Source organism: Leucobacter sp. NPDC077196 (assembly GCF_040687075.1).
Taxonomy (GTDB): domain Bacteria; phylum Actinomycetota; class Actinomycetes; order Actinomycetales; family Microbacteriaceae; genus Leucobacter.
The window spans coordinates 55,284-75,006 of record NZ_JBFBML010000007.1; the positions used below are offsets into that span (position 1 = coordinate 55,284).

Genomic DNA, 19,723 nt, shown 5'->3' on the forward strand with positions numbered 1-19,723 from the left:
CGTAGCCTCCTGGGTCTACTTGCTGTTCTGTGCCGTGTAGCGTTCGCGCTCACGGTTTCGGTATTCGGCGACAGAACCCGCGTGGTCCTTCGGGGGCGCGGTCGTGCGACGGAGTACGTCGCCGAGTGCAGCGCCGCCCGGTGCGGGATCTGGTGCAGGAGGCGTGTCGCCGCCCTGCTTCGGGGCGTCGGCGAGCTTGCCAGCCAGCCGCTCCACCCGTTCGGTGTCGAGGCGCTCGTCCTGGCCGAGGAACTTGTCGAGCGCGACGTCTTCGAGGAACTCGTCGAGTTCGTCGTTGGTCATGTGGGGGCGCCGGGCCTTGAGCTCGGCGCGAACGGCGTCATGGAGGAACGCGGTCGCGCCCTCGCGGCGACCGGCGGAGCGAGCGTCGCTGACGGCCTTCTGATCGGGCGGGAGGTCCTCGTGCTCCTTCTCACGCCACTTCTGCGCGTCTGCGGCGATCTCGTCGAAGTTCTCGGGACGGGCACGCTTCTCGTGCTTGCGCGAGAGGCCCTTCCACTTCTCTGCGTCGTTCTTGTAGAACGCGAGCTGCTGCTCCGGCGTCATGTCTTCCGGCTTCGTGTCGGCCGGGAAGCCGAGATCGTCCTCGGTCTTCGCCGCGGGCTTGCCGCCATTCTCATCGTCGCCGTTGAACCGGAGTCGAAATCCGAGTCGGGGTGTGGTGAACATTCGTGAGGTCCCTTACATGTCGTAGGTGTTGTGGTGGCCGCCGCATGGCGCGGTGGTTATGCCGCGAGTCGGGCGTCGAGTTCCTTGAGTGATTGCTCGACTTCCCAGATCGCGTGGTCGATTCCTTCGCGGCTGCCGTCGCCGTCGGAGCGGGCGCGTAGGTTCGCGAGGGTGGCTTCGAGCTCGGAGCGTCGGTTCGAGAGACGTTCCTTCTGCACGGAAGCGTTGGGCGGCGTATAGGGCTCGAAGCCTTCGATAGGCGTCCAACCGCGCTTCGCTGAGTAGGCGAGCATTGGCCCGAGTTCCCCGTGTTCGCGGACGGCGACGCGGATGCGCTTCAGCTTCTTGCCTGCCGTGCCGCCGCCGGCGCCGTAGATCTCGTCGAGGTTCCGGCGGAGGTCCTCGGCGTTCCAGCGGAGCCCCGGGTCGGCGCTCTTCGTCACCGGCAGAGTGGCGCACTTGCAGAGATGGTGGATCGCCTGCAGGTCACCGCGCGTGTACCACTGGGTGGCAGCGACAACGCAGAGTCCGCAGGAGCCGTGACGCGAAAGCTCAGGGCGGATGACGCGGCGCCAGCCGATGACTCGTTCGCCACCGACGATCGGCTTGTTCTCGAGTCCGTAGTCGTCCTCGAACCGCTCAATCCACTCTTCCATTTCGTCGCGCGACATGAGCTCGGTGGCATCATCGTCGTCGTGCACGATGGCGTCTTCGGACTCCGAGTACTCCGTGAGTCCGTCAGCTTCGAGCTGGTCTTGGATGCGCTTCAGTTCGTCACGGTCGGCGATGATGACGTCCGCCTCGACGATGCCTTCGAGTCGTTTCTCGAATGCCTCGAAGGCTTGCTCAGGGGTCCCGCCCCGTTCGAGCACCTTCGTGGCGTCTCGAGCGGGGCGGCCGTAGACCTCCAAGAGATCGACGCGTGACCTTGGGTACAGGTCGATCGGTGGGCGGTACTTCGGCGTTGCTACGCCGAGCTCCTTGAGGACCCGGAACTGGAACTGCCGAGTCTCCTTCTGAATCTCCCGCAGCGCGGACTCGACGTGCGGGATGCTCGCCGCCGTCCGCGCCTTCGTGAGATCGTCGTCACTCCACTGGCTGTAGTTCCCCCACAGACCGAGCAGGAGCCGGAGGAGTCGCTCTGTCAGCGACCGTTTCCGCTGCACGTGGAGGTCCAGCATTTTGTCCGTTACCGGCATCGACGGTCACCCCCATGAGTGAGTTCTGGAACTGTTCGTCCCGGATCGACATCTCTTCCTGCTGCATCTCGTCGGGCGTCATCTGATAGATGTGCTCGTTGATGCCGCGCAGTGACATGCCGCCGTCGCGGGCAGCGCGGGCAGCCTCGGCGGCTTCGGCCATCGAGATGTGCTCCATCGGGCCCCACATCGAGACGATCTCTGTGCGGTCTGCCCGCTGCTGGTCACCGTTGGCCTCGAAGAGCAGTGACATGAACTCTGTTGCGCTGCGGCCGTCGCGTTTGTTGCGGTCGCGAACTTTCGTGCGGATCGTTTCGCGTGAGAGCTTTGCACCTTCTGCCGACTGGTTCTCTGCCGGCGACACGGAGAAGAGCGGGGTGCCTGTGACTGCGGCGAGATGCTCGATGTCCTTGTCTTCGGCGTTGATGAGGCTGCTGATGTCGGTCGGCGAGGACTCCCAGATCTGCGCCCCTTCGGGCAAGAACCAGAGCGCTGCAGGGCCGCCCTTGTAGATCTCGTCGTAGTCGATCGGTTCGCCCGGACTCTCAGGGTGATCGTCGGGGTAGTGGGAGGGAAGGGCCCGCCCGTCGCCGGGGGTGACGGCACGCTGCCGGAATGCCTGCATGGCTGTGATCGTCAGGCGCTGCAGGATGTCTTCGGTGATGCGGTCGATCGAGTCGATGTGGTTCTCGTACTCGCCGAGCCCGTGCGGGTTCGCCCACCGCACCACCGGGACCCGCTCGGTGAAACCGAGGGGGATGGGGCCGCCCGTCCAGTCCCATGCGAGACCGGGCTCCCACTGGGTGCCGTCGCGCGGGATGGTCGACTGCTTGCCGGGCTTTACCGCGACGCGCATGTAGCCAGGACGAAGCAGAGTGAGCACGTCCTGCTGGTTGAACGGATCCCACGAAGCGATGATCGCCGCATCGACCTGCATGGGGCGGATCTCGCTCATGCGTACCGCGACCGACCAACTGTCGAGGATCTTCCCGAACGGTTCTCCGGTGAGCGGGTCGATCGCGACGACGCCGAACGAGACGCCGTGCTGCGCTTTCTTGTCGAACGCTTCAGAGAACTGCACGTCGAGGTCGTTCTGTCGCATCAGCCGAGCAGCTTCTCGGTCGCCGTTCGCGTCGTTCTCGGCCGCGGTGCGGAAGCCGCGCAGGTCCTGCCGGCCGACCACCTGTGTCACGATCGTGTCGGCAATGGTCAGTCGCGCCTTGCGAGCGAATTTCTTGTAGGCCTCCCGCACCGCGGGATCCGCTTCGACCGGCACGACAAAAGTCCCGTCGCGGTACGACTCGAGCATGGCGATGCGCGGGAAGTTCGCCCCGAGTTCTTTGCCGAGCTCGACGAGGTACCAGTCGTCCGTGCCGGGGATGAGTGCTTCTGTGAGCATCTGCTACCTCCGTCTGCGCGCGTTGCCGCGCGGGTTGAATGGCTCGAAGGCCTGTTTGTCGGGACGCTCTTTCGCGAGGTAGCGTGCTCGAGCTTCGAGCGCGAGCACCATAGCCACGGCGGCGTCCATCTTGTTCTTGGATCCGCGCTTGTCCTTGCCGATGACGTCACCTGTGTTCCGCTCCCACCGGCGCGCGTTCATGACGTGCCGGGTGAACTGGGGGTCGTTGCTGTGGGTGATCTGACCGGTGACGATCGCGGTGTGCGCGCGTTCAACGGCCATCGCCATCGTCTTGTGGTTTGCGGTGTAGAAGTGCAGGCCTTTGTCGCGAGTGCCTCGGACCTTCATGTCGTCGCCGAAGTCCTTGTCCCAGGCGTCGACGTAGTCCTGCCAGTAGGGAGGGTCAGCGAAGAAGCCCACGACCTCGAACTTCGCGAACGTGAGTCGGACGTGCTTGTCGACCTTGTGCTGATCGACGACCCAGTCCTTCGCTTTCTCGGAGTCAGGCGGCTCTTCGATCAAGATCGGCCACGTGTACCCATCGGAGACGCGGCACGCGATGAGCGCGGTCGCGTCGTCGGAGCGGGACCCGTCGAACCCGAGTGTGATCTTCTCGCCGGCAGATGGTGGCCGCCACGATGGGGCGACGCCCTCCTTGAGAGCGGCTTTGATGCGCGCTCCGAGGCCGATGTCATTCCATTCCGCGATCTTCAGCCACGAGTTGTTGGCCTCGACGACGGCGTTCAGGAAGTAGCGGCGCTGCTCCGATTCGTTGTTTCGGGGGTCGAAGAACGCGTCGAGCATGTCCTCGACGTCGTTCCACTCGGCGGCGTCACCGTAGGCGTCTGCGAACGCTTCCTTGATGCGTGCCTCGTAGGCGTCGTTCGGCTCGTCCGCGCCCTGCGCGGCGTCTCCGAGCTCACCCCACCGGTGGTCGAAGAACAACCGCTTGCGACGAGTGCGGCCCTCTTGAATGAGGTCGGCGAGCCGGTACGTGTCTTCGGCGACCGAGTCTTCACCGGGCTGATACATCGTTGTGGTCTCGATGTACCACGGCTCGGCGATCTTCTTCCGCTTGCGGAGGTTTCGCGTGACCGTGCCATGCATCTGCTTCAGGCGGTCGACGTTGTACAGGTGCGACTCGTCGAAGACGACGAACGTCTCGAGGCCACCGTCCTTGGACGCGGCGCCGGACGACATCGGCTCGATCGACCCGCCGCCGGACGACTTGGGCAGAACCACACGAGTGAGGCCGGCATCCACGCCATACGCCTTGACGAGTGCATTCAGGGGAGCGGTCTCGGTTGCGAGGTTGTAGTAGATCGTGTCGTAGACGTTGCCGGTCTGGCCTTCCTCAGTGGCGAGGATGCGGATGATCGGCTGGGTGACGGCGCGGCCCATCGGCTCGCCCTTGCTGTAGGTGTACGTCTGACCCAGGAACGTGTACTGCTCGCCGCCCTCAGCCCAGCCCTCGAAACGGCAGGGCCCGAACGCCTCGAGCAGGGCGATCGCCGCGGCGACACCGGACTTGTCCGTGCCCTTCGGGCGAGAGAAGAACGCGGAGTCGTAGAGGCGGCGCCCACGCTTGTCGAGCGCGTAGCAGTCGACGATGAACCCGAAGTACTCGTCTCCGTACCGGATCGGCTGGCCCGCGATGTCGCCGCGGCCGTGGACAACGAAGGTTTCGATGAACCAGACGGCGAGATAGCCCAGTGAGCGCTCGCGATCATGCAGCTCGTCGTTCTTGATGACGCGACGGGGCATCAGGCACCCCCGTTGGCTACTCGCTTCCTGCGCGCATCATTCATCGAGGACACGTTTGCCGTTGACGAACCGACCTCGAACTCTTCAGGAATCTCGATCTCGAACTTGAGCCGCGCGCGGTCCGCCGGCGTCGCGCCGAACGTCGCCGCACGCAGACGGATCTCGGCCGCACGCTCCGAGTTCTTGCCGCCCGACTCCCACATCTGGTGATGCAGCAGCGCGGTATCGAGCAAGTAGTCCCAGTCGACGGCGGTTGCCATGCGGATGCCCTGCGGCGACTCTCGCCAGTTGTTCCACCAGCGCACGGTTTGCGGGTGCCAGTCTTCGCGGATCGGATTGCCGTCCATGTCGAACTGCAGCTCTCCGCCGATGCGAAGCTGCGGCAACACGTCGTCAGGGAGCTCGAAGCCGCCGACCTTTCCATCCGATTTCACGAGGTCGCGCTTGGGGGAGTCGCGGAGGCGCGATCGCTCGTCTTTCGGTACGGGTCCGACGCCGGCCATCAGGCCACCGCCTGGATCGCGTGCTGAACACAGCCACACTCGTGGGAACGCGCGTACTCGATGAGTTCCGAGATTCGCCGAGGAGAGGCGCGATGCTCGGCGCCAGGCAGAAGCACCCAGCCAGCGAACACACGACCCTTGATGCGGCGAAGCGCGCCCGGGTCGCTCGCGACCACGACCATCGCGTGTGAGTACTCGGGGTGACGACGAGTCGCAGCGACGCCGGCCTCATGGTGAGGGGCGATCAGTACGACGCGCGCGGAACAAGATAGGACGGCCATCGGGAACCTCCATGTCGGCAGGTGAAAACCCTCGGCCCTGGCGGCCGGGGAAGCTCTCGCGCCTCGAGCGCGCACCAAGCGGCGCTCGGGGCATAAACCCCCCAGACCCACGCGCACCGCGAGATGCAGAACGCTTGCGGGCGATGGGGAAGGGGGTGGGGGGAGGGGGTGGCCCCCGTGCGCTCGTGTGCGCTCGTGCGTGCGTGGCCGGGTGCGCGTGGTGCGCGCCCGCTCGTGTGCGTGTGTGTGGCGCGTGCTGCGGGTGCGCGTGTGCTCGTGTGCTCGTGTACCTGTGGGCTCGCCAGCGGGGCGCGTGGTGCGTGACGTGGCGTGGCGTGTGTGCTCGGTGGGCCGGGTGTCTCGCGCTACCGGTGCGAGGTGCAGGGCTGGGCACGTCGAGCGCGCCGCCGGGTGTGTGGTCTCTCGGTGCGCGGCAATCGCCGGCGGACGCGACACGCCCGGGCCGACACGCTGAAGTAAAACCCGTCGTCGCGCATGGTGGTGCCGATGTGCGAGGTGTTGGTGAAGCAATGCGCGGCGCATGACTTGTAAACAATGCGCGGCGCATGGTTTAGTTATCTCATCGCCACCGGGAAGCCCCAACGGGAACCAGTACCGGCAGGCACAGATCCTTCACAACTCCACAGCGAAACAACAGGCGGCGCGATAGGCGCCATGCTCACCGGCACCACGCCGGAGACGTGCACGGGTTCGAGCCCCGTGGTCGCCACCGTGGCATCTGCCACCAAGACCAAGCCCCGGCGCGAGTGTGCAGCTCGCCCGGGGCATGTACCGAACTGGGAGGTTCGATCGTGACTACCGTATCCGCCGCGGAAGTGCCCGCGGACGTTTTCAATCTCGCCGATGTCGTGTGCGAGCTTGCGGGATCTACCCGCACAAGAGCGTGCGACCTCAACCTTGGCCGTTGGGTCATCGAGCCCGCCGACGAGTGGGGCAACCCTGCAGTGCTGAACTGGTGGGTCTCACTCACCGCAGACGGCCGTGAGTTCAAGATCTTCCGGTTCGTTACTCGAGCCGATGCGCTCACGTGGGTCGAGGAAGTTTGCGGCCACGTCAACTGGATCGATATGGGCGCGTAAGCCCACCGAATTGCAGGGGAGGAGATTGCAAGATGAGTGTCAAATCTGAGCGCCGCGCATGGTACGCGGCCAACGTAGAACCGCGCCCCGAATTGCGGGCTGACTCACCGGAGTACCTCGCATGGGTGCAGCGGGCGAACGCGTACATGGTTGCGCGTTGCGTGCCAGGCACCGCGATCTTGCAGGATCCGGCCGCGGTTGCGGCTCCGTCGCGAGTTGCGGCGAAGTCGTTGCGGGCGTCGGGAACCGACGACGCGGACCGCGCCGCGTACCGGTCGCTGATCGAAGCGATGCAATACCGAATTGCAGACCACATGGGATGGCCGGGCACGCTGTGGGATGACTTTTGGCGGCAGCAAGCATTCGGTGCGGATGCTCGCCGGCGACCGTCGCTCGAGTTCTGCAAGGGCTCATTGCATATTGCGTGGCCTCACCTGACCGAAGAGATGCAGCGCGCTCACGACGCCGGCGTCTGGCGTTGGGTGACGTTTGCAGAGTTCAAGGCTGAGCAGGTTGCAGAGCGCGCGGCGATGGCCGAAGCGTACGCGGCAGAGGCAACGGAAGTTGCGGCAGAGGACGTGTGGTCGGAGATCTTCTGACCACCACAGGTGGCGAGCGTTAAGGCGTCGACCCGGTTCGAGTCCGGGCGCCACCACGGGGCGCGCAAGTTGCGTGCCAGCAATGACGAGAGGAATCAATGATGTCTGTGAAAGCGATTGACGCCGTGCAAGCGAACCTGAGCGCGCGGAGCCTCACACCGAAGCAGCTTGAGGCGCTGTATGCAGAATTGCCGGAGCGCGGTTCGCGCTCGGAGGAAGAAATTGCGGTCGCGATCGCGATCAGTCGCGAGTATCGGGTGAAACTTCAGCCGGCACATGAGTTGCTGCACTGTCGTGGCCTTGCAGGCGAGTACCGCCTGCGCATCGATGCCACCGGTCGCTACATCGCATTGCACGGCGAGCCGCTCGACCTCGTGAGTGACCGGTGTGACGTCATCGATCGATTGCTCGAGACGCGCCTAAGTTGCGACTTCTTCGAGCTCTGGGAAGAGGCCGGGGGTTCAGCCGTTCGCGACGCTGACACAGATGCACTTGCGCGGTTCGTAGTCGAAGAAGTTGCGCGGCGATGCGACACCGAGAACACCACCTATTGCGCGCACAACCCGCGCTGGTGAACCAACACGCGCTACCGGAACGAGCCGGGGGCGGATTGCAAGCATCCGCGAGCGCACGGGGCGCGATCGTCGCGCCCATTACCGAGAGGGGGCCCGAAGTGGCCGCATTGCTGGAACTTGTACTGATGATCGCCGTTGCGATCCTCCCCGCTTGCGCGAGCGAGGACGCCACCAATTGCACGTGGGATGCCAACGCGCACGGCAATGGTGCCGGAACGTCGTTTGTCGACATCGACGGACGCGGGTACCCGGTGGAATTGCAGGGGGCGGACCGATGAGCCGCGCGGCGCTGCCGTTGCGTGTGCTCAGTGCCCTATCAATGGGGTGGCCGATGCCTGAAGACCATGACGGGCTGCCCGTCGCGTGGTCATTCGATATTGCGCCTGGGGACGACGACGGGATCGACGTTCCCCATTTCTCGATTGAGTTGTGGACGCTCGCCGGAACTGTGGTCGCGGGTTTTTCGGAACGGTCGGGGGAGACGGTGCAGAGCATCTCTGCTTGCACGCTCCGGCCCAAGCAGATTGCGGCCGTGATCGAGCGCTGGGAGGCGCTGTACTCGTGGCCGTACAACGGTGAGCTCGCGGAGGCGACATCGTGACCGACGCCGAGCGGCGCGCTCAATGTCGGTTGGTCCTAGTAGAAATTGCGGGCGCCGTACTGACGCTCGGGGGAGTCATTGCCGTCTGGCAGGGGCTCGAATGGTACGCCGTCGCGACACTGAGCGCGGCATAGCGGAAGGAATTGCAGCATGACTCTCTACAACAGCAGGAAGATCAACAGCGACCCTAAGCCGTGGAGATGCGTCGTCGATCAGTCTCGAGCGTCTGACCCATTTGCTGATGGCGCGACTCCTGGCGGGTACTCGCTCGAGCCACGAGCAGTGTTCGACCTGGATAACAACCCGAATAGCGTGCTTGAGGCGTTTCGCGGCGATTGCGAGTCTCACGCGCCCGTGCTCACGGTGAAGCGATGCGCTGAGCTCTGGCTGAACAACGGCATTACAGCCCGATTCAAGCGAGCATCGTGGGGCGAGATATTGCACGCGCAGGGAGTATTGCGCCGCATCGTCGCGCTGTGAATTGCAGTAGCTCGCGCCTGGTGGGCGTCTACGTTGGTTCAATCCCGACGGCGAGCACGAGCCCCGCAGACAGTGGGGCAGTAAGGAGACAATCGTGAAGTTGCACGCATTGCCATACGTCGCGCATGATGTAGATATGACGCGTCACTACCTATCCACCACGGAGATTGCCGAGCGGCTCGGGATCACCCGTGGGGCGCTGTCCTCGCTCACGCTTCCGAAGCCTGACGTAACCGTCGGCACGGTTCGTGGGTGGAGCGAGAAGACCATCGACGCGTGGAACGAGCAGCGTCCGGGATCCGGCAACCGCAAGCCGCGCAAGACTGCCGGCAAGAGGTCCTAGAGGATCCCGGGGTGTGCCGGAGTTGCAACTTTGCGCCGGCGCGCGGCGGCCGCTTTGCCGCCTTGGCTTGAGGTCTTCTGCTGGTGGTGCCAGCTGCAAAGTGATTGCAGGTTCTCGGGCCGGTGGTCGTTCCGGTCGTTGATGTGGTCGACGTCGGTGGCCGGCTGTAAGCACTTGCGGTCCGTGTCGTAGCGGACGTGCTGGCATCGGCGGCCGTCGCGCTTGAGCACGTGGCCGCGTACCCGCCACCAGTCAGGCGGAAGAGTTGCGCGCCGATCCGTCGGCCGCGCGACCCATCCTGAGGTGCTCATCGCTTGCGCGACTGCCGGATGCGTCGGTCTTCGACGCGGTCGACCTCACCGCACTCCTCGGCGGCGAGCGCTGAGGAGTACTCAGATCCACACTCAGGGCAGGGTTGCATGATCAGTCTCCTTGATGGCCGCTGTAGGCGCGGTTTTCCCTGGCGATCTCGAGCAGGCCGCGGCCCTTGACCCACGAAAGATCTGGGGAGGAAATCACTCCGACTGCTGAAGCGCCTTCGGCTTCGAGCTCGACGGACAGCTTGTGCGTCACGAGCACCCAGCCATCGACGAACTCTCCGGTGGTCGCTTGGTAGTAGGTGGAAACTGCACGCGAGAGTTCTGCGTGAGCTTCCCGCCATGCTTCGTCGGGGTTCATGATTCCTCCGGTGAGATGTTGCCGGGCTCGCCTCGCACTATGTGATGTTGGTGGTCGAGGGTCCGGCAAGAAGTGGGGCCCGCCGTGCGCGCGCGTTCGGCGCCGCGGGCTCTCGCATTCCGGCTACTAGTGCTTGCGTCTGCGCACCGGATCGAGACTGTCGTGAGTTGCAGCCTGCAGCACCGCCCGCCGGCGCGCAGTGTCGCTATGACACGAACGCGGCGGCTCCCGTCACGCACGGGAAGTAAGAGGCCCGCCGACCGTGGCCGCGGGCATATTCGATTGTCGATATTCAGTTGTCATGGAACGACAAAACCCCCGGGCGCTGAGCGCTGCGGGGGTTTCTGTGTTTCAAGCCTGGTGAAGTGGTTACATTCCTCCACCATGAATCACACTACCGCATAGCGCGCATTAGTCAAGTCGTCCGTCTTTTGCGGCGTTGCGTCTGCGCGTCCATGCGTTCGAGGTCTGGGACGTAGAGCCACACCTCCTGCAGGGGACGCATGGTCCTGACCTGCTCATCGGTGATCCACTTCTCGATCGTTCGGCGCGGGCGGTCGAATCTCTCAGGTGCTGAGGCGAGGCGGACCCACAATGCCGTGCCCGTTCTTACGTCAAGCTGCAAGGGTGACCTCCGTTGCATCGACTGCGACGTCGGCGCCGGCCATCTCTGCTTCGATGAGCAGCACGTTCACCGAGAACAGATCCTCGGGCATCGAGTAGCCGCACTTCGGGCAGTCGACGACGATTGCGTCGCCGGGGAAGCGCGGCGGGCGGTACATGAGTGTCAGTTCCGAGCAGCCCGCGCAACGCATCAGGCGCATTGCGTGGGGCTTGTCCTCGCGTGGCCATCGTCGGTCCGCGATCGACACCGCGCGGCCGAGCTCAATTGCGAGGTATGAGCCCTTCGGATCGTTTGCGGCTTGCTCGGGTGTCGAGAACCCGTTGAGCTCCTGCAGGTAGCGCGCGATCTCGTCAGCGGCGAGCCACGTTGCCGGCAGGTTGATCGTGGGCGCGGAGGACGAATCGACGCGGACGTCGGTCTCTCCGGCCATGTTGAGGTTGCCCGCTGAGTACAGCCACGTGACGAGGGACGCGGCGGCGGACCATGCCCAGATGAATCGGGACCATTCCCGTTGCTCGAGCCGGCCTATGCCGTCGGCCGCGTGCCCGGTGTGATCGAGGTGGAAGGGGGGAGCTTGATGCTGGCGCATTGCGATGTTCCCGGCCTCGGCCCGGTATACCCGTGCTCGAGCTATTCAGTTGTGCTGCCGTGAATCTTACACGCGGGTTAAGGCTTAGGTGTGCCAGTAGTGGTTCGGGCTCACAGAGATGTAGATCACGTTGATCCATAGGCAGAAGATGCCGAGGAGAAGATGTGAGGTGATGCTGTGCCCCTGCTGCGGTCGCACATACGAGACCGGCATATTGTTTGCGTACCGAGGGTGTTGCACCTGCACATGCTGCACAGCAGGTTGCTGCGGAGGGGCGAAAGGGCCCCACGCTTGTCCGTCCCACCAGCGGAGGTGGCCGCTATTCGTATCGGGATACCACCCAGCAGGAGGAGTCGTCGTTGGCTCGGGATGCTGCACGCTCATGCAAATACCTTACCCGCGCGCATCCACAACACGGGCGTGAGGTGCCGCCATTGGCGATCCGGTGGCAAGCGTTCAAGATGGGCTCGTGTATCCGTTTAGTATCCAAAATGGATACACGGCGGGGGCTTAGGGGGAGGTTGAGGAGGGCCAAAATCTGGCGTATTTCCAACGAGGAATGACGCTCGTGGACAACGTGTGATCGAGAATGGTAGACGCTGAAGTTCTACCATTGAACTACATCCCCGAGACGCAATCGCAAGGATTCCGACTCGTCAACCGTAGCAGAAAGTGGCTGGGTGGCCAGCACAGGCCCCTACTGGCAGACGGCCGCTTCCGCGAGCGCTTCGGTCTGCTCGTCGGCGCTCCATCCGAGCTCCGGTGCGACGCCCTGCGCCTGCGCGAGCGATGCGAGCTGGAAGGCCAGCGCTTTCGCGAAGCCCGCTCCGGCCGACGAATTGTTCAACGATACGACGACGGAGAAGCCGCTTTCCGGATCCGTGTACGCAGCAGTGAGGGTGCCTGTGATCGCTCCGCTCCGGCCGTAGAGGGGACCGACCTTCTCGACTCCGAAACTCCACAGGCGGCCTTCCGCTGCGATCTCCTCGGTGGGTTCGCCGTTCTCGTCGCGCTCGGGGTTCTTGGTCGGGAAGGTTTCGGTGACAACGCCCGAACTTTCGCCGCCGAAGGTTCCACCGAGATAGCTGTCGTAGAAGTTCTTGAGGTCGGTCGCTGTCGTGATTGTTGCACCGGCTCCGGCCAGCATCGACGGCGAGACCTCGGATACTTCGACCGGCTCCGCGTCGCACACGGCCTTGCCGCCGCTCGACGCGAAGGTGAGGCCTTGCAGGGTGTCGCCCGTGACCGTGGTGCTGTTCAGATTGGGGAAGTACGAAGATCCCATGTTCGCGTTCGAGTAAACGTGATCCTGCAGCAGGTCGGGCAGCTCGAGACCGGTCTTCACCTTGAGCGCCCGCGCGAGCACCACGGTGTTCGAATCGGACTGATGGAAGTCGAGCCCGGGCCAGGATTCAGGCGATCGGGAGAGTCCCTGAGCGAGCAGTTCTTGTTCGGCCCAGGGCCGCGTCGGATTGTTCGCGAAGATGTCGGTGAACGCTCCCTTGTAGTCGGCGATGCCGGATCGCATCTCGCAGAGCTGCCGGTACGTCACGTCCTCGATGCCCGACTGACGCGTGAGGTCATCGGAGACCTTGCCGTCGAGATCGATGGTCCCCTGATCCACGAGATCGAGCATGAGCGCGCACATCACTGGCTGCGTGGCCTGCGCACCACGGATGCGCGTGGCCCCATCGACACCGCTGTCGCCGTATCCGCGCAAGTATTCGCTTCCATCATTGCCCCACACGCCCACGACCGCCTCGGTCGAGCGGCTCTGCTGCATCGCATTCGTCACCGCGTCATCGACGCTGCTCGCGAGGGCCGCGTCGACGGTGTTGACGTCGGCCGCACTGGTCACCGAATCGCCGCCGGTGCAGGCTGTGAGGCCGAGGGCGGCGACAACGACGGCCCCGACGGCCAGGAGGCGTGTGCGGGGGGCAAAGCGCGGAATCAAATTCGACCGCCAATCGTGAACGTGAATTGGACACAGAACACCCGGGAGTCTACTGCGTGCGACTGAGAAGATTGCCGCGCGGTGAGGCGAAGTGAGGCAAGCCTTACTAGACTGACGTGGTGACGAATTTTTCGGATGACGTGATCTCGGGTGTGACCGGGCACATGAACGGCGACCATACGGATGACAACCTCCTGATCGCACGTGCTTTCGGGTATCCCGAGGCGACGGCGAGCGCGATGGTCGGCGTGACCGGAGTCGCGGGGCACTGGCGCGTGACGGACGACGCAGGGGAGCACGAACTCGCGGTGGCCTGGCCGGGCGGCCCGATCAGCGAGCGCCCAGAGATCCGGCGCGAGGTCGTCGCGGTCTACACGGCGGCGTGCGCGAGGCTCGGGGTGCCGGCGCGCGACGAGCACCAGGGGCAGCCGGATGACCAGGGACAGCAGCACGCGCACGCCGGGCATGAGCACGGCGCGCAGCACGACGGCGATGCGGTCGAGCCGGCGGGGGATCGCCCCTTCTCCGTGGTGATCCGTGAGAGCTCGTGGTCGGATCACTCCGACAGCGAAGGCGCGACGTTCATGGAAGACATCATGCGCGGCAAGGGTTCGCTGCAGGACTACATCGACCTCGTCGCCCAGCACTACTTCATGTACGAGGCGCTCGAGGCTGCTGCGGATCAGGTCGCAGGCGACCCCGGTTTCGCCGGTTTCCACACGCCGTCGCTCGTGCGTCTCCCCGCACTCGAGGCCGACCTCGAGCACCTGGTCGGCGCGGACTGGCGCGATCAGATCGTCGCGGTGCCGGCAACGCTCGAGTACGCGGCGCGCATGCGCGAGGTTGCGGCGGAGGGGTGGGTCGCCGGAGTGGTCGCCCACCACTACACGCGCTACCTGGGCGATCTGTCGGGTGGCCAGTACATCGCGAAGCGCGTTGCGAAGCAGCATCAGCTGCCGAGCGCAGGCATCGCCTTCTACGACTTCACCGAGCTGGGCGATCTCGCGGAGTTCAAGAATCAGTACCGCGCGGCGCTCGACGTGCTCGGCGCCCAGCTCGAAGATGCTGAGCGCACCCGCATGCTCGACGAGGTGCGCACCGCTTACGCGTTCAACACCGCGGTCTTCCGCGACCTCGGTCAGGCGAAGCTCGCGGCGGCCTAGCCTGCTTACGCGGTGTCTTCCTTGCCGCGCATGAACCGCACGACGTTGGGGTCGACGATCACGTCGCGGGGCTGCAGCGGCCGTTGCAGGTAGAGCCCGTCGAGGGAGCGCACGCGGCTGAGCGCCACGTACGTCTGCCCGGCGCTGAAGGCTCTGGGCCCGAGATCGACGACGGCGGCGTCGTAGGTGTGGCCCTGCGACTTGTGCACGGTCACGGCCCAGGCGAGGCGAAGCGGAAACTGCTCGAACTCGGCGACCACTTCTTTCTCGAGTTTCTTCGTCTCCGAATCGTAGCGATAGCGGTACCGCTCCCACACCATCGGTTCGACCTCGAACTCCTCGCGCCCCACCTCGACCCACACGGTGCCGTCGACGCGGGACACGGTGCCGATGGTGCCATTGACCCAGCGCCCATCGGGGTCGTTGCGCAGGAACATCACCTGCGCTTCCGGCTTCAGCTCGAGCACCTCGTCTGCCGGGTAGGTGTTCTCGCGGAACTCCCCGTTGATCTCTGCCACCGCGCGAAGCGATGAGCCCGTGATCTCGGCGAGGCGCTGGGCGTTGAGGCGATTCACCGTCGCGTTCGTCGTCGCGAGGGTGATCACGTCGCGGGGGGCGGGACGAGCTCCAGCCGAGTTCAGCTCGTTCGCCTGATCCTCCGTGACGACCCCGTGCCGCACGGCCGCGAGAATCTGCTTGAATCGATCGTCGCGCTGGCGATGGACTTCGAGCAACTCGATGGTCGAGAGCGGCGTCGACGCCCACACGTTGGCGTCGAAGAACCACAGCGAGCGGTAGGTGTCGGCGAAGTAGGCGCGCTCGTGCGGGTCGCGCGGCGGCACGGGCGGCAGCTGGTAGGGATCGCCGAACATGATGATCTGCGCACCCCCGAACGGATCGTGTTTCTTGCCCCGCGCCAGTCGCAGCGAACGGTCGATCGCGTCCATCAGGTCGGCCGACACCATCGAGATCTCGTCGATGACGAGGGTGTCGATCGCGGCGAGCATCTTCTTGAGCTCCGCCGGCTGATCCAGCTCGTGATCGGCGATGATGCCCGTCGGCAGTCGGAGGAGCGAGTGAATCGTCTGCCCGCCGACGTTCAGCGCAGCGACGCCGGTCGGCGCGCACACGGCGATGATCTTGCTCGTATTCCACGACAGGTGGTTCAGGATGGTCGATTTGCCCGTGCCGGCTCGACCGGTGATGAACAGGTGCTCTCGGGTGTGCTCGATGCGTTCGTAGACGGCGAGCTGCTCGGCGGAAAGTTCGGGACGGGCCACCAGAACAGGCTACTGCCCCGCACGCGAGGCTGTGCGCTCGGCGGTCGTTATTGCTGACGCGTGCGCACGGGCAGCAGCAGGAGTAGGCCGATGAGCAGTACGGCCCCGATGCCGATGATGCCGAAGATGGTCGAACCGCCGATGGCGATCGCGATCGTGAAGCCGGCGGGGGCGAGGAACGAGACCGCGCGGCCGGTGGTCGCGTAGAGGCCGAAGATCTCCCCTTCGCGTCCGGGCGGAATCTGGCGGGCGAGGAAGGATCGGCTGGCCGATTGCACCGGCCCGACGAAAATGCAGAGCATGAGCCCGAAGATCCAGAACACCCAGGTTCCCGCGTCGTGCAGCGCGAAGACCAGCAGGGCGCAGATCACCATGAGCACGATCGACCAGACCATCACCCGCTTCGCACCGAGGCGATCCTCGAAGAAGCCGACGAGGATCGTCGCCAACCCGGCGACGACGTTCGCAGCGATGGCGAAGAGAATCACCGTCGTGTTGTCGAACCCGAAGCTGCGCGCGGCGATCACGCCGCCGAAGGTGAATACGCCGGCCAGCCCGTCGCGGAACACGGCGCTCGCGACGAGGAAGTGCAGGGTCTGGCGGGCGTCGCGCCAGAGGCCTGCGACGCTGCGGAACACGTCTGCGTAGGCCTGGATGAACCAGCGACCCGTGTTCTTCGGGTGCGTTGCGGCGGGGATCTCGGGCACCGCGAAGAACACGGGAATGGCGAAGACGGCGAACCAGACCGCGGCGAGGAGCATGGCGATGCGCACGTTCCAGCCGCCCTCGGAGGTAACGCCGAACCAGCCGACCTCGGGGAAGATGAAACCGACGAGAATCAGCGCGAGCAGCACGATTCCGCCCAGGTAGCCCATGCCCCAACCCACGCCGGAGATCTTGCCGACGTTGCCGTTGTTGGCGATCTGGCCGAGCATCGCGTTGTAACTGACGCTCGCGAACTCGAACGCGACATTGCCGATCGCCAGCAGTACCAGGCCGAAGATCAACAACTGCTCGTCAGGAGCGACGAACACCATCAGCACGGTGCAGGCCACCACGATGCCCGTGTTGATGCCGAGCCATGTCTTGCGTCGACCCGCCTGATCGGTGAGTCGTCCGATGACCGGAGCGAACAGGGCGACGACGACGCCGGCGACGAGCAACGCGATCCCGAGCTCAGCCGACACCTGCTCCTCGGGGCCGAACGGTGCGCTCGTGATGTAGACGCTGAAGACGAAGGTCGTGACGACCGCGTTGAACGAGGCGGATCCCCAGTCCCACAGCGACCAGGCGAACACGGTTCGCTTCTGCACGGATTCGGGGGCCGCTGGGCTCGATGGGACGGGAGCCGGCAGCACGTGGTCGCTCATGGAATTCAGCGTATCTCGGTCGGGGAGGTGTAGCACGAGCGGATCCCGCGGCATTCATGTCGCTGCAACCCTCTGTTCGTGGAGGGACGCGCACTAGGCTCGCCCCGAAACCGCCGGAGCTTGCGGTTCGAGCTGTCGCATCAGCACCACGACCCGAGGAGCCGCTATGCCTGTTCAGCACACTGTCGTCTTCCGTCTTATCCATGGGAGCGGATCGCCTGACGAGGAGGAGTTTCTGACATCGGCTGCTCGCGACCTCGCCGAGATCCCGGGGGTGCAGGCCTTCACCGTGCACCGGCAGGTGAGCCCGAAGAGCGGCCTCGAGTGGCAGTTCTCCATGGTGTTCGCCGATGAGCACGCCTTCCGCGCCTACAACGATCACCCCACGCACGTGGAGTTCGTGCGCACGCGATGGGCCGTCGAAGTCGCGGAGTTCCAGGAGTACGACTACGTCGTGTACCTCAGCCCCGCGGCGCACTGAGGAACGCTCTCTGAGAGTTGAGTGAGATCGACTCAAGTTTTGGTGCGCAGACTTGACCTTCGTCGGCGCTCGAGTAAACTTGAGTCCAACAGGCTCAACATCGACGCGCCCCGCGTTCGCTCGCGAAGCGTCGATGGCGAGTGCAGACTCCGGGCAGGCCTCTCGCCTGACCGATCCGATCGACAGAAGGAGCACACATGTCACGCGCAGTAGGCATCGACCTCGGCACCACGAACTCGGTGGTTTCCGTCCTCGAGGGCGGAGAGCCCACGGTCATCGCGAACGCCGAAGGCCTTCGTACGACGCCCTCGATCGTCGCATTCACGAAGGACGGGGAGGTGCTCGTCGGCGAGACCGCGAAGCGCCAGGCCGTCACGAACGTCGACCGCACCCTGTCTTCCGTCAAGCGCCACATGGGCACCGACTGGAAGACCGATGAGATCGACGGCAAGCGCTACACGGCGCAGGAGATCAGCGCGCGCACGCTGCAGAAGCTGAAGCGCGACGCTGAGACGTACCTGGGCGACAAGGTGACCGACGCGGTCATCACCGTTCCCGCCTACTTCAACGACGCAGAGCGCCAGGCGACGAAGGAGGCCGGCGAGATCGCGGGCCTGAACGTGCTCCGCATCATCAACGAGCCGACCGCTGCCGCGCTCGCCTACGGCCTCGACAAGGGCAAAGAGGATGAGCTCATCCTCGTGTTCGATCTCGGTGGCGGCACGTTCGACGTCTCGCTGCTCGAGGTGGGCAAGGACGACGACTTCTCGACCATCCAGGTGCGCGCCACGGCCGGCGACAACCGTCTCGGCGGCGACGACTGGGACCAGCGGGTCGTGCAGTGGCTCATCCAGCAGTTCAAGTCGTCGACCGGCGTCGACGTGGCGAAGGACAAGATCGCCCTCCAGCGGCTGAAGGAAGCGGCGGAGCAGGCGAAGAAGGAGCTCTCGAATTCGACGAGCACCCAGATTCAGCTGCCCTACCTCTCGCTCACCGAGAACGGCCCGGCGAACCTCGACGAGACGCTCTCGCGCGCCAAGTTCGAGGAGCTCACCAAGGATCTGCTGGAGCGCACCCGCAAGCCCTTCCAAGACGTCATCGCCGAGGCGGGCGTCAAGGTCGCAGACATCGCGCACGTCGTGCTCGTCGGCGGATCGACCCGTATGCCGGCCGTGACCGAGCTCGTGAAGTCGCTCACCGGCGGCAAGGAGCCGAACAAGAGCGTGAACCCGGACGAGGTCGTGGCCGTCGGCGCCGCACTGCAGGCCGGCGTGCTGAAGGGTGAGCGCAAGGACGTGCTGCTCATCGACGTGACCCCCCTGTCGCTCGGCATCGAGACCAAGGGCGGGATCATGACCAAGCTCATCGATCGCAACACCGCCATCCCGACCAAGCGCAGCGAGACGTTCACGACCGCTGAAGACAACCAGCCCTCGGTGGCCATCCAGGTCTTCCAGGGCGAGCGCGAGTTCACCCGCGACAACAAGAACCTCGGCACGTTCGAGTTGACCGGCATCGCGCCGGCACCGCGCGGAGTGCCCCAGGTCGAGGTGACCTTCGACATCGACGCCAACGGCATCGTGCAGGTCTCCGCGAAGGACAAGGGCACCGGCAAGGAGCAGACGATCACCATCTCCGGTGGTTCCACGCTCTCGAAGGAAGACATCGAGCGCATGGTGCGCGAGGCCGAAGAGCACGCTGCCGAAGACAAGCAGCGTCGCGAAGCGGCTGAGGTGCGCAACAATGCAGAGCAGCTCGCCTACTCCGTCGAGAAGCTCATCTCGGAGAACGACGAGAAGCTGCCCGAAGACGTCAAGACCGAGGTGCAGGGCGATCTCGACGCGCTCAAGCAGGCGCTCGCCGGCGATGACGACGAAGCGGTGAAGAACGCTTCGGAGAAGCTCGGTCAGAGCCAGACGAAGCTCGGCGAGGCGATCTACGCCGCAGCGCAGGCCGAGGCTCCCGCCGAGGGCGGTGCTGAAGAATCGTCGAACGACGACGACGTGGTGGACGCCGAGGTCGTTGAAGACGACGAGGAGAAGAAGTAAC

22 protein-coding genes are annotated in these 19,723 nt (G+C 64.9%); 10 read left to right on the forward strand and 12 right to left on the reverse strand.

Features of this window, described 5'->3' with window-relative positions; all coding sequences use genetic code 11:
- Positions 1 to 15 precede the first annotated feature (15 nt).
- From AB0O71_RS08940 to AB0O71_RS08960, 5 genes are read right to left on the reverse strand one after another with little or no spacing between them, the layout of a single operon-like run.
- Positions 16 to 690, reverse strand: a complete 675-nt coding sequence (locus AB0O71_RS08940; RefSeq protein WP_363744407.1) for a hypothetical protein — start codon at positions 688 to 690, stop codon at positions 16 to 18.
- Between the two features lie 56 nt (positions 691 to 746).
- Complete coding sequence (locus AB0O71_RS08945) at positions 747 to 1,856, reverse strand: hypothetical protein (RefSeq protein ID WP_363744409.1); 1,110 nt, start codon at positions 1,854 to 1,856, stop codon at positions 747 to 749.
- Entirely contained in the window at positions 1,777 to 3,288 is a 1,512-nt protein-coding gene (locus AB0O71_RS08950) for a hypothetical protein (RefSeq protein WP_363744411.1), read from the reverse strand. The genes AB0O71_RS08945 and AB0O71_RS08950 overlap by 80 nt, the downstream gene beginning before the upstream one ends.
- Before the next feature lie 3 nt (positions 3,289 to 3,291).
- Positions 3,292 to 5,052: a terminase TerL endonuclease subunit gene (locus AB0O71_RS08955; RefSeq protein WP_363744413.1), complete on the reverse strand. Its 1,761-nt coding sequence runs from the start codon at positions 5,050 to 5,052 to the stop codon at positions 3,292 to 3,294.
- Positions 5,052 to 5,555: a hypothetical protein gene (locus tag AB0O71_RS08960; protein ID WP_363744415.1), complete on the reverse strand. Its 504-nt coding sequence runs from the start codon at positions 5,553 to 5,555 to the stop codon at positions 5,052 to 5,054. Before AB0O71_RS08960 ends, AB0O71_RS08955 begins: the two co-directional genes overlap by 1 nt.
- Positions 5,556 to 6,648: 1,093 nt before the next feature.
- Here AB0O71_RS08960 and AB0O71_RS08965 point away from each other — a divergent pair.
- The 7 genes from AB0O71_RS08965 to AB0O71_RS08995 all read left to right on the forward strand — a co-directional run bounded on the left by AB0O71_RS08965 (position 6,649) and on the right by AB0O71_RS08995 (position 9,534).
- Entirely contained in the window at positions 6,649 to 6,936 is a 288-nt protein-coding gene (locus AB0O71_RS08965) for a hypothetical protein (protein ID WP_363744417.1), read from the forward strand.
- Between the two features lie 32 nt (positions 6,937 to 6,968).
- Positions 6,969 to 7,535 carry a hypothetical protein gene (locus tag AB0O71_RS08970; RefSeq protein WP_363744419.1) on the forward strand — a complete coding sequence of 189 codons (567 nt, stop codon included), beginning with the start codon at positions 6,969 to 6,971 and terminating at the stop codon, positions 7,533 to 7,535.
- A 101-nt stretch (positions 7,536 to 7,636) separates the two neighbouring features.
- Positions 7,637 to 8,110, forward strand: a complete 474-nt coding sequence (locus tag AB0O71_RS08975) for a hypothetical protein (RefSeq protein WP_363744421.1) — start codon at positions 7,637 to 7,639, stop codon at positions 8,108 to 8,110.
- A gap of 98 nt (positions 8,111 to 8,208) precedes the next feature.
- Positions 8,209 to 8,388 (forward strand): hypothetical protein, encoded by a 180-nt coding sequence (locus AB0O71_RS08980; protein WP_363744423.1) that lies wholly within the window; start codon positions 8,209 to 8,211, stop codon positions 8,386 to 8,388.
- Positions 8,389 to 8,441: 53 nt separating this feature from the next.
- Complete coding sequence (locus AB0O71_RS08985) at positions 8,442 to 8,711, forward strand: hypothetical protein (protein WP_363744425.1); 270 nt, start codon at positions 8,442 to 8,444, stop codon at positions 8,709 to 8,711.
- A 150-nt stretch (positions 8,712 to 8,861) separates the two neighbouring features.
- Complete coding sequence (locus tag AB0O71_RS08990) at positions 8,862 to 9,191, forward strand: hypothetical protein (RefSeq protein ID WP_363744427.1); 330 nt, start codon at positions 8,862 to 8,864, stop codon at positions 9,189 to 9,191.
- A gap of 94 nt (positions 9,192 to 9,285) precedes the next feature.
- Positions 9,286 to 9,534: an XRE family transcriptional regulator gene (locus tag AB0O71_RS08995; protein WP_363744429.1), complete on the forward strand. Its 249-nt coding sequence runs from the start codon at positions 9,286 to 9,288 to the stop codon at positions 9,532 to 9,534.
- Here AB0O71_RS08995 and AB0O71_RS09000 read toward each other — a convergent pair.
- The 5 genes from AB0O71_RS09000 to AB0O71_RS09020 form a co-directional block, all read right to left on the reverse strand.
- Positions 9,531 to 9,845, reverse strand: coding sequence for a hypothetical protein (locus AB0O71_RS09000; RefSeq protein ID WP_363744431.1), 315 nt, complete (start codon positions 9,843 to 9,845; stop codon positions 9,531 to 9,533). The genes AB0O71_RS08995 and AB0O71_RS09000 overlap by 4 nt on opposite strands.
- Positions 9,846 to 9,957: 112 nt before the next feature.
- On the reverse strand, positions 9,958 to 10,212 hold the full coding sequence (locus AB0O71_RS09005; RefSeq protein ID WP_363744433.1) for a hypothetical protein: 255 nt from the start codon (positions 10,210 to 10,212) through the stop codon (positions 9,958 to 9,960).
- Positions 10,213 to 10,826: 614 nt separating this feature from the next.
- On the reverse strand, positions 10,827 to 11,426 hold the full coding sequence (locus tag AB0O71_RS09010) for a hypothetical protein (protein WP_363744434.1): 600 nt from the start codon (positions 11,424 to 11,426) through the stop codon (positions 10,827 to 10,829).
- Positions 11,427 to 11,510: 84 nt separating this feature from the next.
- Positions 11,511 to 11,810: a DUF2510 domain-containing protein gene (locus AB0O71_RS09015; protein ID WP_363744436.1), complete on the reverse strand. Its 300-nt coding sequence runs from the start codon at positions 11,808 to 11,810 to the stop codon at positions 11,511 to 11,513.
- A 313-nt stretch (positions 11,811 to 12,123) separates the two neighbouring features.
- Complete coding sequence (locus tag AB0O71_RS09020; protein ID WP_363744438.1) at positions 12,124 to 13,284, reverse strand: serine hydrolase domain-containing protein; 1,161 nt, start codon at positions 13,282 to 13,284, stop codon at positions 12,124 to 12,126.
- Between the two features lie 215 nt (positions 13,285 to 13,499).
- On the opposite strand from AB0O71_RS09020, the gene AB0O71_RS09025 reads away from it, so the two are divergent.
- Positions 13,500 to 14,543: a biliverdin-producing heme oxygenase gene (locus tag AB0O71_RS09025; RefSeq protein WP_363744440.1), complete on the forward strand. Its 1,044-nt coding sequence runs from the start codon at positions 13,500 to 13,502 to the stop codon at positions 14,541 to 14,543.
- A gap of 5 nt (positions 14,544 to 14,548) precedes the next feature.
- Here the strand turns inward: AB0O71_RS09025 and AB0O71_RS09030 are convergent, their stop codons facing one another.
- Both AB0O71_RS09030 and AB0O71_RS09035 read right to left on the reverse strand, forming a co-directional pair.
- On the reverse strand, positions 14,549 to 15,823 hold the full coding sequence (locus AB0O71_RS09030; protein ID WP_363744442.1) for a DEAD/DEAH box helicase: 1,275 nt from the start codon (positions 15,821 to 15,823) through the stop codon (positions 14,549 to 14,551).
- A gap of 47 nt (positions 15,824 to 15,870) precedes the next feature.
- A complete protein-coding gene (locus tag AB0O71_RS09035; RefSeq protein ID WP_363744444.1) occupies positions 15,871 to 17,193 on the reverse strand; it encodes an MFS transporter in 1,323 nt (440 codons plus the stop codon).
- Positions 17,194 to 17,359: 166 nt separating this feature from the next.
- Between AB0O71_RS09035 and AB0O71_RS09040 the strand changes: the two genes are divergently transcribed.
- A complete protein-coding gene (locus AB0O71_RS09040) occupies positions 17,360 to 17,674 on the forward strand; it encodes a Dabb family protein (protein ID WP_363744446.1) in 315 nt (104 codons plus the stop codon).
- 197 nt (positions 17,675 to 17,871) lie between these two features.
- Positions 17,872 to 19,722 carry a molecular chaperone DnaK gene (gene dnaK / locus AB0O71_RS09045; RefSeq protein WP_363744448.1) on the forward strand — a complete coding sequence of 617 codons (1,851 nt, stop codon included), beginning with the start codon at positions 17,872 to 17,874 and terminating at the stop codon, positions 19,720 to 19,722.
- Position 19,723: the final 1 nt, after the last annotated feature.

Bases quoted from the DNA above. Each gene is read 5' to 3' on its own strand.
- AB0O71_RS09000 (WP_363744431.1), bottom strand. From the start codon at position 9,845: ATGAGCACCTCAGGATGGGTCGCGCGGCCGACGGATCGGCGCGCAACT.
- AB0O71_RS08970 (WP_363744419.1), top strand. From the start codon at position 6,969: ATGAGTGTCAAATCTGAGCGCCGCGCATGGTACGCGGCCAACGTAGAA.
- AB0O71_RS08975 (WP_363744421.1), top strand. From the start codon at position 7,637: ATGTCTGTGAAAGCGATTGACGCCGTGCAAGCGAACCTGAGCGCGCGG.
- AB0O71_RS08940 (WP_363744407.1), bottom strand. From the start codon at position 690: ATGTTCACCACACCCCGACTCGGATTTCGACTCCGGTTCAACGGCGAC.
- AB0O71_RS09035 (WP_363744444.1), bottom strand. From the start codon at position 17,193: ATGAGCGACCACGTGCTGCCGGCTCCCGTCCCATCGAGCCCAGCGGCC.
- AB0O71_RS09040 (WP_363744446.1), top strand. From the start codon at position 17,360: ATGCCTGTTCAGCACACTGTCGTCTTCCGTCTTATCCATGGGAGCGGA.
- AB0O71_RS08990 (WP_363744427.1), top strand. From the start codon at position 8,862: ATGACTCTCTACAACAGCAGGAAGATCAACAGCGACCCTAAGCCGTGG.
- AB0O71_RS08955 (WP_363744413.1), bottom strand. From the start codon at position 5,052: ATGCCCCGTCGCGTCATCAAGAACGACGAGCTGCATGATCGCGAGCGC.
- AB0O71_RS09015 (WP_363744436.1), bottom strand. From the start codon at position 11,810: ATGAGCGTGCAGCATCCCGAGCCAACGACGACTCCTCCTGCTGGGTGG.
- AB0O71_RS09005 (WP_363744433.1), bottom strand. From the start codon at position 10,212: ATGAACCCCGACGAAGCATGGCGGGAAGCTCACGCAGAACTCTCGCGT.
- AB0O71_RS08960 (WP_363744415.1), bottom strand. From the start codon at position 5,555: ATGGCCGGCGTCGGACCCGTACCGAAAGACGAGCGATCGCGCCTCCGC.
- dnaK (WP_363744448.1), top strand. From the start codon at position 17,872: ATGTCACGCGCAGTAGGCATCGACCTCGGCACCACGAACTCGGTGGTT.
- AB0O71_RS08950 (WP_363744411.1), bottom strand. From the start codon at position 3,288: ATGCTCACAGAAGCACTCATCCCCGGCACGGACGACTGGTACCTCGTC.
- AB0O71_RS08985 (WP_363744425.1), top strand. From the start codon at position 8,442: ATGCCTGAAGACCATGACGGGCTGCCCGTCGCGTGGTCATTCGATATT.
- AB0O71_RS09010 (WP_363744434.1), bottom strand. From the start codon at position 11,426: ATGCGCCAGCATCAAGCTCCCCCCTTCCACCTCGATCACACCGGGCAC.